Genomic DNA, 14,359 nt, shown 5'->3' on the forward strand with positions numbered 1-14,359 from the left:
GCCGACGGCCTCTCTTTTTTATGTCTCGGCGTCAGAGCCAGGGCAGAGTCGCAGACGGAGCGGGCGTTCCCTGGTTGAGCAGCGCCAGCTGCACCGTCTCCCGGCTCACATGGGGGGCATAGAGGTGGATGAAGTCGTACATGTAGTCCCGCAGGTGGGCGTGCCTGCGCAGGCACACATGGGCCACGCTCGAGGCAATCAGATGATCGATGTTGAGGCAGACCAGGCTCTCCCTGTCCCCTTCGTCGAACGCCGAGGTGGCGATCACTCCGACACCCATCCCCAGGCGCACATAGTGCTTGATGATGTCGCTGTCGGTGGCCGTCAGCACGATGCGGGGGCTGAGGCCATGGCGTCCGAACGCCTTGTCCATCTTGGATCGGCCGGTGAAACCGAACACATAGGTGATGAGGGGATACCGGGCCAGATCCGCCATGGCCAGCGGCTGGCAGTCCAGCAGCGGATGGCCGTGGGGCACCACCACGCTGCGCCCCCAGCGATAGCAGGGCACGGTCGCCAGCTCGTCGAACAGGTGCATGGACTCGGTGGCGATGGCCATCTCCACATCCCCGTTTTGCGCCATCTGCGCCAGTTGGGCAGGGGCTCCCTGATGCAGCTGGATGCTCACCTCGGGGTAGCGGCGGGAGAATTCGGTAATGACCGCCGGCAGCTTGTAGCGGGCCATGGTGTGGGTGGTGGCGATGCGCAGCACCCCGCTGGTGGCCAGCTGATCCCCGAGGGAAAGCTGACCAATCTGCTCCACCTGGGCCACCACTCCCCTGGCCAGCTCCATCACCTGCTCCCCCATGGGGGTCAGGCCCGCCAGGTTCTTGCCCTTGCGGGTAAACAGCGCCAGCCCCAGCTCCTCTTCCAGCATCTTCATCTGCTTGCTGAGGGTCGGCTGGGAGGTATAGAGCTTCTCCGCCGTCGCCGAGATGTTGAAGTTGTTCTTCACTATCTCGGTGAAGTTCTTGAGCCGGGCGATGTTCATCAGGGCGCCAGGCGCTCGATGTGCCAGCCGTCCCCCTCGCGGGTGTAATAGAAGCGATCGTGCAGACGATGCTCCCCACCCTGCCAGAACTCGACGGTGTCGATGCGCACCCGGAAACCACCCCAGAAGCTCGGCAGCGGCACCTCGCCATTGGCAAACTTCTGCTTGAGTTCGAGGAACTTGGCCTCCAGCACGCCACGGGCCGAGATGCGGGTCGACTGTTTGGAGACCCAGGCGGCAATCTGGCTGTCCTTGGGACGGCTGTGGAAATACTTCATCACCTCGAAGGTGCTCATCTTCTCCACCCGACCGGTCACGTGTACCTGTCTGTCCAGGGTGTGCCAGGGGAAGAGCAGGCTGATACGGGGGTTGCCCTCCAGCTGATGCGCCTTGCGGCTGCCCATGTTGGTGTAGAACACCATGCCTTCGGCATCGTAGTGCTTGAGCAGCACGGTGCGCTGCCAGGGCTGGCCATCGGCATCCACGGTGCCCACCACCATGGCGGTGGGATCGGTCAGTTTGGCCTCGCACGCCTGGGCCAGCCACTTCTCGAACAGGGTGAGGGGCTCGGCCGGCAGATCGGCCCGGTGCAGTCCACCCCTGGTGTATTCGCGACGCAGATCAGCCACATCCATCATCTTGATTTTCCTTCTCTCTTTCTCTGCCGCCCGTGCGGCGATGGGTGCAGGCATTGTGCGACGAGCGCGCCATGGGTACAAGCCTCGGGGCGGCCAAATGGAGGAGCAAAAAGAGAGGGAGGCTCATGCCTCCCTCTTTATGCCGATGACCGTCAGCCTACTGCTTGCCGTCAACCGGCGGGCAATGGGCCAGCATGCGCCGGTTGTAGTCCGCCGCATAGGCGCTCAGCCTGGCGTGGGCCTCCTTCTGATCCGGCTTGATGACATCCCCGAATCCGTCGAGATAGCGCACGCCGCAGCGCGCCTTGGCCGCCGCCTGCTGATCCGCCGCAATCCCGGGCGCCACCTCGCCGCGCCCGGCCCGCACGATCAGCCGGTAATCCTGCCTGGCGAGGCTGGCGCTGACCGCCTGATCCAGGGTGTCTGCATCGGCCTGACAACCGCCGAGCAGGGTGAGCAGCAGCACCCCGGCCAGTCTCATGCCCGCCTCCGCTGCCAGCCCAGCAACGCCAGAGCCAGGGTCCAGAAGCCGAGGGCACCGCCGCCACCGCTTCCCCCCTCTTCACCGCGCTGGGTGACCGAGAGCTTGAGGGGGCTGATGGCGAAGAAGATGTTGTCGCTGCACGCCACCTTCAAGCGGGCAGTGCCGTCCTGGCCCGCCGGGATGGTGACGCTCGCCGAGCCCGAGTTGGGTTTGCCGCTGGCAAGGGGAGTCCAGTTTGCCCCCTCGTCCCGGGTCATGAAGAGATCCACCTTGCTGCAGTTGATGGGGGCGGCATTGGTGCCGGCCACTTCCCAACTGATGGTCTGCGTCTTGCCCGCCCCCAGGGGGGTCACCACCGGGCTGGTCAGGGCAAAGGCCTTGCCGGTGTTGACCACCTGGATCTTCATGTCATCGCTGGCGACACCGCCCTTGCCGTCCCGCGCCGTGAGGCGGAAGTTCAGGTCCCGGTTGGTGGCAGGCCAGGCCTCCCCTATTGCCAGGGTGTTGGTGAGCAGGGAGGTGAGACTCGGCAGGGTGCGCTCCGGCACGCTGGTCGGCGCCACGAAACGGAACAGCGGACGGCTGCCGTCGTCCACCATGGTGGCCGGGCTGCTCGACTCCGTCCCCAGATCGATCTGCTCCCAGGTGTAATTCAGCGGATCGCTGTCAAGATCGGCCCCCGCCCCCTTGAGCACGAAGGGGGTGTTGGCAGGGATGACGTAGTCATTGCCTGCCGCCACCTGGGGCGCATTGTTGACCAGCGCCAACGGGGTGCCGCAATTTGGCTCCGTGGCCATGTGGGCCCGCATCTGCTCGATGGACTTGCTGTGGAAATAGGGCTCGCTGTGGGGCTGCAGATCTTCGTCTCCGCAGATCCCCGCATAGGCCATGATGGAGCTGCCGCTGCCCGGCTCCCAGGCCTGGCTTGCCTCCCGGTTGCCGCCACCACAGCTGCCTGTGGTGCCGTTGAAAGTGTGCTCTGCCCCGAACTGGTGACCAATCTCGTGGGCCACGTAGTCGATGAAGAAGGCATCCCCCACCGGCTCGGAGGAGCCCGTCATCCCCGCCGATTTTTCGTCGGTACAGAGTACGCCCAGTCCCGCCAGGCCACCGCCACCGGTATTGACCACATGGCCGATGTCGAAGGCCCCCAGACCCTTGGTCAGGGCATCGGCCTGCACCTGCATGTTGGCATCGATATCGCCGTCATCATTGTTGAAGGGATCGTTCGCCACGTCGGTGAAGATGATGGTGTCGTTGCCGCTGGCGAGCTGGAATTCGGCCGCCACGTCACGCTGGTAGACCTCGTTGACCCGGTTGAGCAGGGTGGTGATGGCGCCAAGACCCGCCTCCACGGTGCCGCCGTGATACTGGGTGTACTCCCCCGCCGCCGAGATGGCGATGACATAGCGCTTGCGCTCGTTGCCATCCACCAGCACCTGACGGGCCAGCTTTTTGGCCTCGCCCCCGATCACCTTGTCCGCCTCTTCTTCCAGCCGGCTGTGGGCATCCTGCTGGTAATAGACGGCATAGCCTTCCCCATTGCGAAGGGGATCGACGAACACCATTTTCCCTTCATGGCTGAACATGGCGTGGAATCCCTGGGGACCGAGATCGAAGCGCCCGGTCTCGCCCGGCGCCGCTTCGTTGTACCCCTTGAAGGCCAGGATATCGGGATAGTTGGCGGCCAGATCCGCCGGCAGCAGATCATAGGGTTGCAGGCTGAAGGTCACCTCCTTGCCATCCGGCAGGGGCAGGGTCAGGCGGCGCTCGCCCCCCTTCAGGGCAGCCAGGAAATCGGTGGAGACGGTGACGATGCGATACTGGCTGGCCCTCACCTCGTACCCATCGGCGGCGGTGGCCCGCGCCGTGACCGTATGCCACTCGCCGGCCATCAGGTTGCCGGACGTCATCAGACCCGCCACCAGCACCGCCAGCGGAGAATATTTCATCAACTGCATCTTTTTAATTCCTTTTTAAACGGATTCACCTGAACTGCCACGGCATCATTTGCCCGCTGGTCCGATTAGTCCAGCAACATCCTCTGTACATTCCCCGAATGGGGAAGGTTGCACCAATGCAGACTAGCCCCTATCATGGCGCGGATTTGTCCGTTCCAGAACCCCTCTTCGACGGGGCCGGTTCACTCTTTCTTTGGCCAAGGTTAATCTCATGCTCAAGTCCCCACTGTTGCCCCGTTTCGGGGATCTGGTCGTTGCCATCGTTGACGATGTGCTGGGTCAGGGTCTTACCCTCGACCGCGCCTATGCCCGTCACTTCTCCGGCATCGAACTCAAACCGCAAGAACAGGCAAGGATTGCCCTGGTCACCGGCGATCTGCTGCGCCGCCTCAGCCTCTACTGCTTCCTCACCGGCATCCAGGTCCGTCAGGCGGAGAAGAATGTCTGGCCGCTGCTGCACAGCTGGCACGCCTTCCACAAGATAGATCAGCCCAACCACCCGACCCTGGATCGCTTCAACGAGGAGGCGTTCCGCCGCCGCCTGACCGAAGCCAAGAAGAACCCGGTGCTGATGGACGGCTGCCCTGCCTGGCTGGAAAAACTCGGCAGCGAGCAACTGGGCGACGCCTGGCCGGCCGAGCGTGCCGCCCTGGCCTGGATGCCCAAGCGTTACCTGCGGGTCAACACCCTCAAGTGCACCCGGGACGAGCTGCAAGCCATGCTGGCCAAAGAGCATGTCACCACAGTGCCCGTCGACGGAGTGGAGACCGCCCTGCAAGTGACCTCGGACGCCGCCCTGTTCCGTACCCAGGCCTTTGCCGATGGCTGCTTCGAGCAGCAGGATGCCGGCTCCCAGCTGGTGGCCGCGGCCCTCGACGTCAAGCCCGGCATGCGGGTCATCGACGCCTGTGCCGGTGCCGGCGGCAAGACCCTGCACCTGGCCGCCATGATGCAGGGCAAGGGCCGTCTGCTGGCCATGGACGTGGAAGAGTGGAAACTGGAAAACCTCAAGCAGCGCGCCCGCCGCGCCGGTGCCCACAACGTGGAGACCCGGGTCATCACCAGCAGCAAGACCGTCAAGCGCCTGAAAGAAAGCGCCGATCGCGTGCTGCTGGACGTCCCCTGCTCCGGCCTTGGCGTGCTCAAGCGCAACCCGGATGCCAAGTGGCGCGACACCGCCGAGCGCCTGCCGGTGCTGGTCGCCCTGCAAGAGGAGATCCTGCAGCGCTACAGCCAGATGGTGAAGGTGGGCGGCCTGCTGGTCTACGCCACCTGCTCCATCCTGCCCGAGGAGAACCGCCAGCAGGTGGACAAGTTCCTCGCCGCCAACGAGCACTTCCGCCTGATCGGCGATCACAACGTCAGCCCGGCCGAGACCGGCTTCGACGGCTTCTACATGGCGCGCCTCGAACGCATCGCCTGATGTCTGTCGTGGGCACAAAGAAAAGGGGAGCCAGTGGCTCCCCTTTTTGCATGGTATGGATGCGGCCTTATTCGGCGGCAGCATCATCCTGCTTGTGCTTGGCGGCAGTTTCCTTGATCAGGGTCTGCAGCTCGCCAGCCTGGAACATCTCGATCATGATGTCGCAACCACCGACCAGCTCGCCCTCGACCCACAGTTGCGGGAAGGTGGGCCAGTTGGCGAATTTCGGCAGCTCGGCGCGGATGTCCGGGTTCTGCAGGATGTCGACATAGGCGAAAGGCTCGCCGCAGGACATCAGGGCCTGGGAGGCCTGGGCAGAGAAACCGCAGCTGGGCAGCTTGGGGGATCCCTTCATGTAGAGGATGATGGGATTCTCAGCCAACTGCTGTTTGATCTTTTCAATAGTTTCCATAAATGCCTCACTGGAGCGATTTCGGCGGCCATTCTACTGCAATCCGGGCAGACCACAAACTGGCAAACCGTTGCGAATGAAAGAAGTCATGCATCAATACGCCGCAGCTTGATCCGGATCATGGCAAGAATCAAGGGTTGTTCGCCCATCTTTGATACTGCTACAATCGACGGGCTTTGGGCCGTCTGGCCCCCTCATTTCAAGAACAATTCTTTTCAAGATAGAAAAGAGTACGCAATGTCTTGCAACCGTCGCCTTCGCACGGACCAGCCAATGGAGAGTAGAAAATGGCTTTCGAACTTCCCGCTCTGCCCTATGCAATCAATGCTCTGGAACCGCACATCTCCCAGGAAACTCTGGAATACCACCATGGCAAGCACCACAACACCTACGTGGTCAACCTGAACAACCTGGTGCCGGGTACCGAGTTTGAAGGCAAGTCTCTGGAAGAGATCATCAAGACCTCCACTGGTGGCGTCTTCAACAACGCTGCCCAGATCTGGAACCACACCTTCTACTGGCACTGCCTCTCCCCGAACGGCGGTGGCGAACCCACTGGCGCCCTGGCCGATGCCATCACCAAGGCCTTCGGTTCCTTCGCCGAGTTCAAAGATGCGTTCACCAAATCTGCCATCGGCAACTTCGGCTCCAGCTGGACCTGGCTGGTGAAAAAGGCTGACGGCTCCCTGGCCATCGTCAACACCTCCAACGCCGGTTGCCCGCTGACCGAAGCCGGTACCACCCCGCTGCTGACCGTCGACCTGTGGGAACACGCCTACTACATCGATTTCCGCAACCTGCGTCCGAAGTACATGGAAACCTTCTGGGCCCTGGTCAACTGGGAATTCGTGGCCAAGAACCTGGCTGCCTGATAAGCCTTTCTTGCCAAAACGCCCCGCACTTGCGGGGCGTTTTTTTATCTGCCATCGACAACAAAGGCGCCCGCAGGCGCCTTGTGGAAAATGACCGTGCTTACTGGTCTATCTCGTCCATGTAATCGTCGAGGTTGCCATCATCCGCCGCCTCTGGCTTCTGCTCCTGGAGCTCGGGTTTGCGGCCCGTCACCTTGCCATCGTTGTACTGCAAGTAGAAGTCCTTGGTCAGGGCGTAAGGATCCAGCGCGTTGTCGATGATGCGCTCCTGATCGATCAGCTTGGAGCGGGTACCGAGGCCATCCAGCGCCCAGTGCACCACCTTCAGCGGGAAGGTCAGCAGGGCATAGGGGAAGTAGATGGTATCGATGGTATCCCCAACCAGCTGCCGGGTGGTGGTGGGACCGTAGACCGGCACCATCAGATAGGCGCCATCCCCGATGTCGGCCTTGCCGAGCACGGTGTCCATCTCCAGCGTGTTGCGAGCCAGTCCCGCATGCTTGGCCACGTCGAACAGACCGAGCAGGCCCACAGTGGTGTTGAGGGTGAAGCGGCCCAGGTTGGTACCGGCCCCTTTCAGATCACCCACCAGCAGGTGGTTTACCATGCTGCTCGGCTCGTCGAAGTTGTCCACGAAATTCTCGATGCTGTCCCTCACTCCTTGCGGGACATAGCGGGCATAGCCGTGTACCACGGGGCGCGCCACATAGGGCTCCAGCACGTCATAGTTGACGGCCCACATGGCACGGTTGGGCCCCTGGAAGGGGTCGCGAGGATCGCTGGCCGTACTGGATGCCCCGGGGCGGCTCGGAGTCTCGCCGAGATCCAGGCTCTCCGGGCCCGGCTTGGGAGGGCCACCCGCACAGCCCGCGAGCAGCAATGCCACCGCCAATGCTCCTGAACGCAGATACATATGAAAGTCCTAAGATTTTTTTGGGTATTGATATGAATTATACAGGGGGCCCACCCCAAGGGGTGGGCCAAAAGCGTATTAGAGGGCGTGATCGATGCGGATGTCAATCGGCGCTGTGGGGATGGTGCTGGTCGGCACGGTGACCGAAACCCCTTCAAAGGCGCCTTCCTTGTTCATGACGTTGCCGCCCCGGGAGAGGCGCGCCTTGAACTGCAGCTCGGCATGGGCCGCCAGCTTGCTCCCCTCCATCATGGCATCCCTGTCCCCCAGGGAGAGGGTGAGCGGGAGATGCGGGCCAGCAATGCGCTTGACCGCGATGGGCATGGGCGGACCGTTGGGGATCACCGCAAAGACGAACAGATGGGCATCTTCCGGCATCTTGATACCCGGCGCCAGGGTGATGTGCAGGGGGAACTCCCCCTCTTTCACCGCCAGCACCTCGGCTTGTGCCTGGCCTTCGGCAGACGGGGTAGTCACGGCGATGCCACGCTGGCCAAGCTGCTGCCTGGCGTACTCCATGGAGCGCTCCACCATGGTGTAGCGGGCCGAGCCCGGCTCCAGCAGCGGCAACATCCCCTGCCAGCGGTCGAGGGCGGTCTGGAAATCCTCTTTTTGCAGGGCCATGAAGGCGTGGACGGAGCGAGCCTCGATGTTGGCCGGGTCCTCGGCAATGACCGCCTGCAACAGCTGATCCGCACGGGCTTCCTCCCCCGTCATCATCAGGGCCTGGGCATAGGGCACCGCCACCATGGCCTTCTGGGGCGCGAGAGCGTAGGCACGCTCCAGCGCCTCGCGGGCCATCTCGGGATCATTGCCATCCAGGGTCAGGCGCCCCAGCAGCAGCCAGCCGCGATAGTCGTTCGGTTCTTCTTTCAGCCGGGTTCGCAGGGCCAGGGTGAAGTCCAGCAGATCCTGCTCGGTCACCCGGGTGTCGCGCTCCACCAGGATACGGTTGCTGAGCTCCCCCAACCGGCTGCTGGCATCCTGCCAGCGGCTCACTTCCTGCCAGGCGCCGAGCTTGGCGTAGAGGCCGATGCTCACCACCGCCAGCACCAGCACACCGGGGATCCAGATCAGGCTCTTGCCGCCACGGGCGGTCTGCTCCACGTCGGGAATGTCGTCCAGGAGGCTGCGCTGCAGCTCCACCAGGGATTCCGGCTCCTCCGCCAGTATCCCCTGCTCCCGCTCCTCCCCTATCTCCAGCAGGCGCTGGCGATAGAGCTGCTTGTTGAGGGCCGAGCGACTGATGCTCTGCCTGCCCTCGCCACGCCACAGCGGCACGATCAGCGCCAGGCTCGCCAGCACCAGCAGGGCCGCACCCAGTATCCAGAATGGGGTCATGGTTTCTCTTCCTCTTTGAGCAGGGCGGACAGCCTGGCCTGCTCTTCTGCACTCAGGGTGCCTTCAGGCTGTTGCAAGGGAGCAGGGGCATGGCGGCGGCTTCGCACCACCACGGTGACGACGCCAATCACGATGACCAGCAAGGGGCCAAGCCAGAGGATCAGGGTCGAGGCCATCAGGGGGGGATCATAGAGAATGAAGTTGCCGTAGCGGGCCACCATGTAGTCCACCACTTCCTGCTTCTCCTTGCCTTCCCGCACCATCTGGTAGGTCTTGTCCCGCAGATCCTTGGCGAGCCCGGCGTTGGAATCCGCGATGTCCTGGTTCTGGCACTTGGGGCAGCGCAGCTCCTTAGTCAGCTCGCGAAAGGTCTGCTCCTGGGCGTCGCTCTCGAAGGTGTAGACATCGATGGCGGCGCGGGCCTGTCCGGCACAGACGAGACCGGCCAGCAGCAACAGGGATGCAATCAGTGTTTTCATCGGGGAGGCCTCACTTCATGGCATCGAAGATGGGTTTGAGGGTACTGGCCCAGACGTCTGGGTTGATGTCCCCCACGTGGCGATAGCGGATGATGCCCTGGCTGTCGATGAAGAAGGTCTCGGGCGCGCCATAGACACCGAGATCCAGCCCCAGCATGCCGTCCGGATCGTAGAGGTTGATCTGGTAGGGGTTGCCAAGCTCCGCCAGCCACTTGATGGCCTTGTCACGCTCGTCCTTGTAGTTCATGCCGACGATGTAGATCCCCTGCCCCGCCAGCTCCTTGAGGTAGGTGTGTTCTCCGTAACAGGTCGGGCACCAGGTGGCCCAGACGTTGAGCAGCATGGGGCGCCCCTTGAAGATGCTTCTGTCGTGCTGCTTGCCCAGGTCATAGATGTCCTGCAGGGTGAACACGGGCACCTCCTTGTCCACCATCACGGATTCGAGCTTGGTGGGATCGGAGTAGAGCCCCTTGAACAGGAATACGGCCCCCATCAGGAAGATGATGAAGGGCAGCAGAAACAGCCAGGTCTTCTTGCTCATGCCTTGGTCTCCTCGTCACGACGGCCGAAACGGTAGCGCTTGTCCAGCATGGCCAGCACGCCGCCGATGGCCATGAAGACGCCGCCGAACCAGATCCAGCGCACGAAGGGTTTGTAGTAGATCCGCACCGCCCAGGCGCCGTTGTCGAGCTGTTCGCCGAGCGCCGCATAGAGATCCCGGGTGAAGCCGGCGTCGATGGCCGCCTCGGTCATCGGCATGCGGCTCACGGTGTACATCCGCTTCTCGGGCTTGAGCAGGGCTACCTGCTTGCCATCCCGGTGCACTTCCAGCACGCCCTTGAAACCGTCGTAGTTGGGGCCGTTCTTCTCCTTGATGCCGGTGAAGACGAACTCGTAATCGGCGAACTGGACGCGATCGCCGGCCTGCATCCGCAGGTCCTTCTCGATGCTGTAGTTCTGGGTGCAGGCGATGCCGATGATGCTGACCGCGAGCCCCACGTGCCCCAGGATCATGGCCCAGTGGCTGTTGCCAAGCTTGCGCACGCCGGTGGCAAAACCGTGTTTGTGGGTGGCCCGGGCCCAGGTCTCCTGCACGCTGGTGACGATGATCCAGACGCCAAGCCCGATACCGAGCGCAGCCCAGGGTTTGAACGCCTCGGCAAAGAGTTTGGGCAACAGCAGAGCCGCGGCCAGGCTCAGCACCAGGGCGAGCATCACCTTGCCCTTGAGCTCACCGAGCTCCTGGCGGCGCCAGCGGAACAGGGGGCCCACCCCCAGCAGCAGGGCGAAGGGGATGATGAGCCAGCTGTAGATGTGGTTGAAGAAGGGGGTGCCGATGGAGATGCTGCCAAGCCCCAGCTCTTTGTGCACCAGGGGCAACAGGGTGCCGAGCAGCACGGTGAGCAGGCCCGCCACCAGCAGGATGTTGTTGCCAAGGAGCAGGGTCTCCCGGCTCCACAGCTCATGCTTGCCGTGGCTCTTCACCTGGGAGCCCTTGAAGGCGAACAGCAATAGGGAGCTGCCTATCACCGCCAGCAGGAAGCCCAGGATGAACAGACCCCGGGTCGGGTCCGAGGCAAACGCATGGACCGACACCAGCACGCCGGAACGCACCAGGAAGGTGCCGAGCAGGCTCAGGGAGAAGGCCGAGAGCGCCAGCAGCACGGTCCAGGCCTTGAAGGTGGCGCGCTTCTCGCTCACCGCGAGGGAGTGGAGCAGGGCCGTGCCCGCCAGCCAGGGCATGAAGGAGGCGTTTTCCACCGGGTCCCAGAACCACCAGCCGCCCCAGCCGAGTTCGTAATAGGCCCACCAGGAGCCGAGCACGATGCCCAGCGTCAGGAAGACCCAGGCCGCCATGGTCCAGGGACGGGACCAGCGCGCCCAGGTGGCGTCCAGACGCCCCGTCATCAGGGAGGCGATGGCGAAGGCGAAGGCCACCGAGAAGCCCACGTAGCCCATGTAGAGCATGGGGGGGTGGAAGATGAGACCGGGATCCTGCAGCAGCGGATTGAGATCCCGCCCGTCCACCGGGAAATACGGCAGGGTGCGGGTGAAAGGATCCGAGGTGAACAGCACGAAGGCGGTGAAGCCCACCGAGATAAGGCCGAGCACCCCGAGTACCCGCGCCACCGCATCGAGCGGCAGGCGGCGGCTGAAGAGGGCCACCGCCGCCGTCCAGCCCCCCAGGGTCAGCACCCAGAGCAGCAGCGAGCCTTCATGGGCTCCCCACACCGCCGAGATGCGGTATTGCAGGGGCAGCAGGCTGTTGGAGTTGGTGGCCACGTACTGCACGGTGAAGTCGTTGTCGATAAAGGCCCAGGTGAGGCAGAGAAACGACAGCAGCAGCAGCAGAAACTGGCTGTAGGCGAGCGGGCGGGCCGCCGACATCATGCCAAGACGACCGAGATGGGCCCCGATCAGCGGGTAACTGCCCAGCAGCAGGGCGGTGGCGAAGGCCAGGATCAGTGAGAACTGCCCTAATTCCGGGATCATTGACTATTCCCTCTCGATTGCACGGAGAAACCTGCCGATTTGGCGGCATAAAGAAGTGAATTCTTGGCGCATACCGGCATCATTGCTTGGCTCCCTGCAACTGCGCCTCTGTGTATTCGGGCTTGAAGTGCATGCCGTTGGTGGCGTCGGCCACTTCCGGCGGCATGTAGTTCTCGTCGTGCTTGGCCAGCACCTCGAAGGCGGCGACCGTGGTGGCATCCTTGAGGGTGCCTTGAGCGACAATGCCCTGCCCCTCGCGGAACAGGTCCGGCAGAATGCCGTCAAACTCCACCGTCACCAGATGGCCGCCGTTGTCCACCAGCTTGAAGGCTACCTTGAGGCTCTGGGGATCCCGCACCACAGACCCCGGCACCACCAGGCCACCGATGCGCAGGCGCTGCCCCTCCTCGGGCCTGATCTTCTCCGGCCCCTTCCCTTCCACCAGCTCGCTCGGGGTGTAGAAGAGGTCGATGTTCTGACTCAGGGCATAGAGCACCAGGCCAGTCACGCTGGCAAGGCCCAGGCTGATGGCCAGGATGATGGTGAGGCGTTTCTTGCGGCGCGGGTTCATAGGGTATTCTCCATCTGCTGGGCTGCCTTGCGGCGTGCCTCCCGAGCCTGCTTGTTGCGCAGTTCGCCAAGCAGGCTGCGGGTCTTCAACCGGGTGGAAATGACGATGCCGACCAGGCAGAGCAGGGTCAGACCGAAGGAGAGCCAGACGTAGAAGGCATAGCCTCCCATGGCCATGAAATCACTGAACGAGGCAAAGTGCATGCTTACTTCTCCTGCCTGGCGATGTCGGCAACCCAGGGGCGGTGCCACTCCCGCATCAGCAGCTCATTGCGAAAACGCATCAGGGTCAGGGCACCGAGAAACGCGGCGAACGCCAGGATCATGATGAGCAGCGGCCACAGCATCTCGGGGGAGATGGAGGGTTTGTCAAACTTGGTGATGGTGGCCCCCTGGTGCAGGGTGTTCCACCACTCCACCGAGTAGTGGATGATGGGCAGGTTGATCACCCCGACCAGCGCCAGGATGCCGGCGGCGCGGCCCGCCACCACCTTGTCGCTGAAGGCGTTGTAGAGGGCGATGACACCCAGATAGAGGAACAGCAGGATGAGCTCGGAGGTGAGCCGGGCATCCCACACCCACCAGGTGCCCCACATGGGTTTGCCCCAGGCGGCGCCGGTAAAGAGGGCAATGAAGGTGAAGACGGCCCCCACCGGGGCGATGGCCGCCACCGTCATGTCTGCCATGCGCAGTTGCCACACCAGGCCAATGAAGGCGGCCACCGCCATGGTGGAGTAGGCGCCCATGGAGAGGATGGCGGAGGGCACATGGATATAGATGATCCTGAAAGAGTCGCCCTGCTGGTAATCGGCGGGTGCAAAAGCCAGCCCCCAGACGGTGCCGATGATGAAGGCGAGCAGGCTTGTCACGGCAAACCAGGGCAGCAGGGTGCCGGCCAGCCCATAGGCGCGCTCGGGTTTGGCATAAGGGTGCAACCATTTCCACATAGCTCACGAAACCTTTCAGTTATTAATTTTTAAGTGGCGAGGGCTACCATACCCATGGGGGAAAAACATCATATCCCCCGAAAGCAATAAGCAGCCATCCCCTTGATCTATCTCAACTATCTCGCCCCTAACAAGGCTTCAAACGAAAATCTTTTCACCAAATCAATCAGTTGACACTCACCCGCAGCGCCGCCGAGATAGCCAGGGGCGTCAGGGTCAATGCCCCCACCAGCATGGCCCCCAGGATGGCGAGCTGACCGGCATAGGGCAGTCCCATGCTGGCCGCGTCGATGGCGGACGTGGCGAAGATAAGCACCGGAATATAGAGCGGCAGCAGCAACAGGCTGAGCAGCACGCCCCCCTTGCGCAGCCCTGCGGTCAGCGCTACTCCGACCGCCCCGAGCAGGCTCAGCACCGGCGTACCGAGCGCCAGGGTGGCCACCACGGCCAGATAGGTCTTCAGCTCCAGGGAGAGCAGGATGGCGAGCAAGGGGGAGACCAGCAACAGCGGCAGACCGGTCAGCAACCAGTGAGCGATCACTTTGGCCAGGGCCAGCAACCCCAGGGGATGGGGCATCAGCATCATCTGCTCCAGGGCGCCGTCACTGAAGTCGTCACGAAACAGCCGCTCCAGGGAGAGCATGGCCGCCAGCAGGGCCGCCACCCAGATGATGCCGGGAGCGATGCGGGCCAGCAACTGGGGCTCGGGCCCGATCCCCAATGGAAACAGGGTGATGACGATGAGGAAGAACCAGAGCGGGTTGAAGATGTCGGTGCGCTGGCGCAGGGCCATCAGCAACTCGCGGTGAATAAGGTGTATGACGGCGCGCAGCAT

At 63.0% G+C, this 14,359-nt stretch carries 16 protein-coding genes; 2 read left to right on the top strand and 14 right to left on the bottom strand.

All coding sequences use genetic code 11. The features are described 5' to 3' along the window. Positions 1 to 31 precede the first annotated feature (31 nt). From AB5Y68_RS12895 to AB5Y68_RS12910, 4 genes are all read right to left on the bottom strand, one after another. Positions 32 to 991 carry a LysR substrate-binding domain-containing protein gene (locus tag AB5Y68_RS12895; protein ID WP_010673960.1) on the bottom strand — a complete coding sequence of 320 codons (960 nt, stop codon included), beginning with the start codon at positions 989 to 991 and terminating at the stop codon, positions 32 to 34. Continuing rightward, complete coding sequence (gene pdxH / locus AB5Y68_RS12900) at positions 991 to 1,629, bottom strand: pyridoxamine 5'-phosphate oxidase (RefSeq protein WP_039039893.1); 639 nt, start codon at positions 1,627 to 1,629, stop codon at positions 991 to 993. Before pdxH ends, AB5Y68_RS12895 begins: the two co-directional genes overlap by 1 nt. 157 nt (positions 1,630 to 1,786) lie before the next feature. Beyond that, positions 1,787 to 2,110: a hypothetical protein gene (locus AB5Y68_RS12905; protein ID WP_039039894.1), complete on the bottom strand. Its 324-nt coding sequence runs from the start codon at positions 2,108 to 2,110 to the stop codon at positions 1,787 to 1,789. After that, on the bottom strand, positions 2,107 to 4,074 hold the full coding sequence (locus AB5Y68_RS12910; protein ID WP_039039895.1) for a reprolysin-like metallopeptidase: 1,968 nt from the start codon (positions 4,072 to 4,074) through the stop codon (positions 2,107 to 2,109). The genes AB5Y68_RS12905 and AB5Y68_RS12910 overlap by 4 nt, the downstream gene beginning before the upstream one ends. Positions 4,075 to 4,285: 211 nt before the next feature. On the opposite strand from AB5Y68_RS12910, the gene AB5Y68_RS12915 reads away from it, so the two are divergent. Then, on the top strand, positions 4,286 to 5,497 hold the full coding sequence (locus AB5Y68_RS12915; protein WP_010673956.1) for an RsmB/NOP family class I SAM-dependent RNA methyltransferase: 1,212 nt from the start codon (positions 4,286 to 4,288) through the stop codon (positions 5,495 to 5,497). 67 nt (positions 5,498 to 5,564) lie between these two features. Here AB5Y68_RS12915 and AB5Y68_RS12920 read toward each other — a convergent pair whose 3' ends face one another. Further along, positions 5,565 to 5,909, bottom strand: a complete 345-nt coding sequence (locus tag AB5Y68_RS12920) for a Grx4 family monothiol glutaredoxin (RefSeq protein ID WP_010673955.1) — start codon at positions 5,907 to 5,909, stop codon at positions 5,565 to 5,567. Between the two features lie 287 nt (positions 5,910 to 6,196). Between AB5Y68_RS12920 and sodB the strand changes: the two genes are divergently transcribed. After that, positions 6,197 to 6,781 carry a superoxide dismutase [Fe] gene (gene sodB, locus AB5Y68_RS12925; protein ID WP_010673954.1) on the top strand — a complete coding sequence of 195 codons (585 nt, stop codon included), beginning with the start codon at positions 6,197 to 6,199 and terminating at the stop codon, positions 6,779 to 6,781. Positions 6,782 to 6,881: 100 nt separating this feature from the next. Here the strand turns inward: sodB and AB5Y68_RS12930 are convergent, their stop codons facing one another. The 9 genes from AB5Y68_RS12930 to ccmB all read right to left on the bottom strand — a co-directional run bounded on the left by AB5Y68_RS12930 (position 6,882) and on the right by ccmB (position 14,359). Continuing rightward, positions 6,882 to 7,694, bottom strand: a complete 813-nt coding sequence (locus AB5Y68_RS12930; RefSeq protein ID WP_029314176.1) for a VacJ family lipoprotein — start codon at positions 7,692 to 7,694, stop codon at positions 6,882 to 6,884. Between the two features lie 78 nt (positions 7,695 to 7,772). Beyond that, on the bottom strand, positions 7,773 to 9,035 hold the full coding sequence (gene ccmI, locus AB5Y68_RS12935; protein WP_039039896.1) for a c-type cytochrome biogenesis protein CcmI: 1,263 nt from the start codon (positions 9,033 to 9,035) through the stop codon (positions 7,773 to 7,775). Beyond that, positions 9,032 to 9,514, bottom strand: coding sequence for a cytochrome c-type biogenesis protein (locus tag AB5Y68_RS12940; protein WP_039039897.1), 483 nt, complete (start codon positions 9,512 to 9,514; stop codon positions 9,032 to 9,034). Before AB5Y68_RS12940 ends, ccmI begins: the two co-directional genes overlap by 4 nt. A gap of 10 nt (positions 9,515 to 9,524) precedes the next feature. Further along, a complete protein-coding gene (locus tag AB5Y68_RS12945; protein ID WP_039039898.1) occupies positions 9,525 to 10,055 on the bottom strand; it encodes a DsbE family thiol:disulfide interchange protein in 531 nt (176 codons plus the stop codon). After that, complete coding sequence (locus tag AB5Y68_RS12950) at positions 10,052 to 12,007, bottom strand: heme lyase CcmF/NrfE family subunit (protein ID WP_039039899.1); 1,956 nt, start codon at positions 12,005 to 12,007, stop codon at positions 10,052 to 10,054. Before AB5Y68_RS12950 ends, AB5Y68_RS12945 begins: the two co-directional genes overlap by 4 nt. 79 nt (positions 12,008 to 12,086) lie before the next feature. After that, positions 12,087 to 12,578 carry a cytochrome c maturation protein CcmE gene (gene ccmE, locus AB5Y68_RS12955; protein ID WP_039039900.1) on the bottom strand — a complete coding sequence of 164 codons (492 nt, stop codon included), beginning with the start codon at positions 12,576 to 12,578 and terminating at the stop codon, positions 12,087 to 12,089. Further along, positions 12,575 to 12,781: a heme exporter protein CcmD gene (ccmD, locus tag AB5Y68_RS12960; protein ID WP_039039901.1), complete on the bottom strand. Its 207-nt coding sequence runs from the start codon at positions 12,779 to 12,781 to the stop codon at positions 12,575 to 12,577. The genes ccmE and ccmD overlap by 4 nt, the downstream gene beginning before the upstream one ends. Positions 12,782 to 12,783: 2 nt before the next feature. Beyond that, on the bottom strand, positions 12,784 to 13,524 hold the full coding sequence (locus AB5Y68_RS12965) for a heme ABC transporter permease (protein WP_010673946.1): 741 nt from the start codon (positions 13,522 to 13,524) through the stop codon (positions 12,784 to 12,786). A 166-nt stretch (positions 13,525 to 13,690) separates the two neighbouring features. Beyond that, positions 13,691 to 14,359: a heme exporter protein CcmB gene (gene ccmB / locus AB5Y68_RS12970; protein WP_039039902.1), complete on the bottom strand. Its 669-nt coding sequence runs from the start codon at positions 14,357 to 14,359 to the stop codon at positions 13,691 to 13,693.

This window comes from Aeromonas sp. R6-1, from assembly GCF_040908165.1.
Classification (GTDB): domain Bacteria; phylum Pseudomonadota; class Gammaproteobacteria; order Enterobacterales; family Aeromonadaceae; genus Aeromonas; species Aeromonas caviae.

Coding starts and splice junctions, on each gene's coding strand:
- AB5Y68_RS12895 (WP_010673960.1), bottom strand. CDS start 991: ATGAACATCGCCCGGCTCAAGAACTTCACCGAGATAGTGAAGAACAAC.
- pdxH (WP_039039893.1), bottom strand. CDS start 1,629: ATGATGGATGTGGCTGATCTGCGTCGCGAATACACCAGGGGTGGACTG.
- AB5Y68_RS12905 (WP_039039894.1), bottom strand. CDS start 2,110: ATGAGACTGGCCGGGGTGCTGCTGCTCACCCTGCTCGGCGGTTGTCAG.
- AB5Y68_RS12910 (WP_039039895.1), bottom strand. CDS start 4,074: ATGCAGTTGATGAAATATTCTCCGCTGGCGGTGCTGGTGGCGGGTCTG.
- AB5Y68_RS12915 (WP_010673956.1), top strand. CDS start 4,286: ATGCTCAAGTCCCCACTGTTGCCCCGTTTCGGGGATCTGGTCGTTGCC.
- AB5Y68_RS12920 (WP_010673955.1), bottom strand. CDS start 5,909: ATGGAAACTATTGAAAAGATCAAACAGCAGTTGGCTGAGAATCCCATC.
- sodB (WP_010673954.1), top strand. CDS start 6,197: ATGGCTTTCGAACTTCCCGCTCTGCCCTATGCAATCAATGCTCTGGAA.
- AB5Y68_RS12930 (WP_029314176.1), bottom strand. CDS start 7,694: ATGTATCTGCGTTCAGGAGCATTGGCGGTGGCATTGCTGCTCGCGGGC.
- ccmI (WP_039039896.1), bottom strand. CDS start 9,035: ATGACCCCATTCTGGATACTGGGTGCGGCCCTGCTGGTGCTGGCGAGC.
- AB5Y68_RS12940 (WP_039039897.1), bottom strand. CDS start 9,514: ATGAAAACACTGATTGCATCCCTGTTGCTGCTGGCCGGTCTCGTCTGT.
- AB5Y68_RS12945 (WP_039039898.1), bottom strand. CDS start 10,055: ATGAGCAAGAAGACCTGGCTGTTTCTGCTGCCCTTCATCATCTTCCTG.
- AB5Y68_RS12950 (WP_039039899.1), bottom strand. CDS start 12,007: ATGATCCCGGAATTAGGGCAGTTCTCACTGATCCTGGCCTTCGCCACC.
- ccmE (WP_039039900.1), bottom strand. CDS start 12,578: ATGAACCCGCGCCGCAAGAAACGCCTCACCATCATCCTGGCCATCAGC.
- ccmD (WP_039039901.1), bottom strand. CDS start 12,781: ATGCACTTTGCCTCGTTCAGTGATTTCATGGCCATGGGAGGCTATGCC.
- AB5Y68_RS12965 (WP_010673946.1), bottom strand. CDS start 13,524: ATGTGGAAATGGTTGCACCCTTATGCCAAACCCGAGCGCGCCTATGGG.
- ccmB (WP_039039902.1), bottom strand. CDS start 14,359: ATGCTGCGCGCCGTCATACACCTTATTCACCGCGAGTTGCTGATGGCC.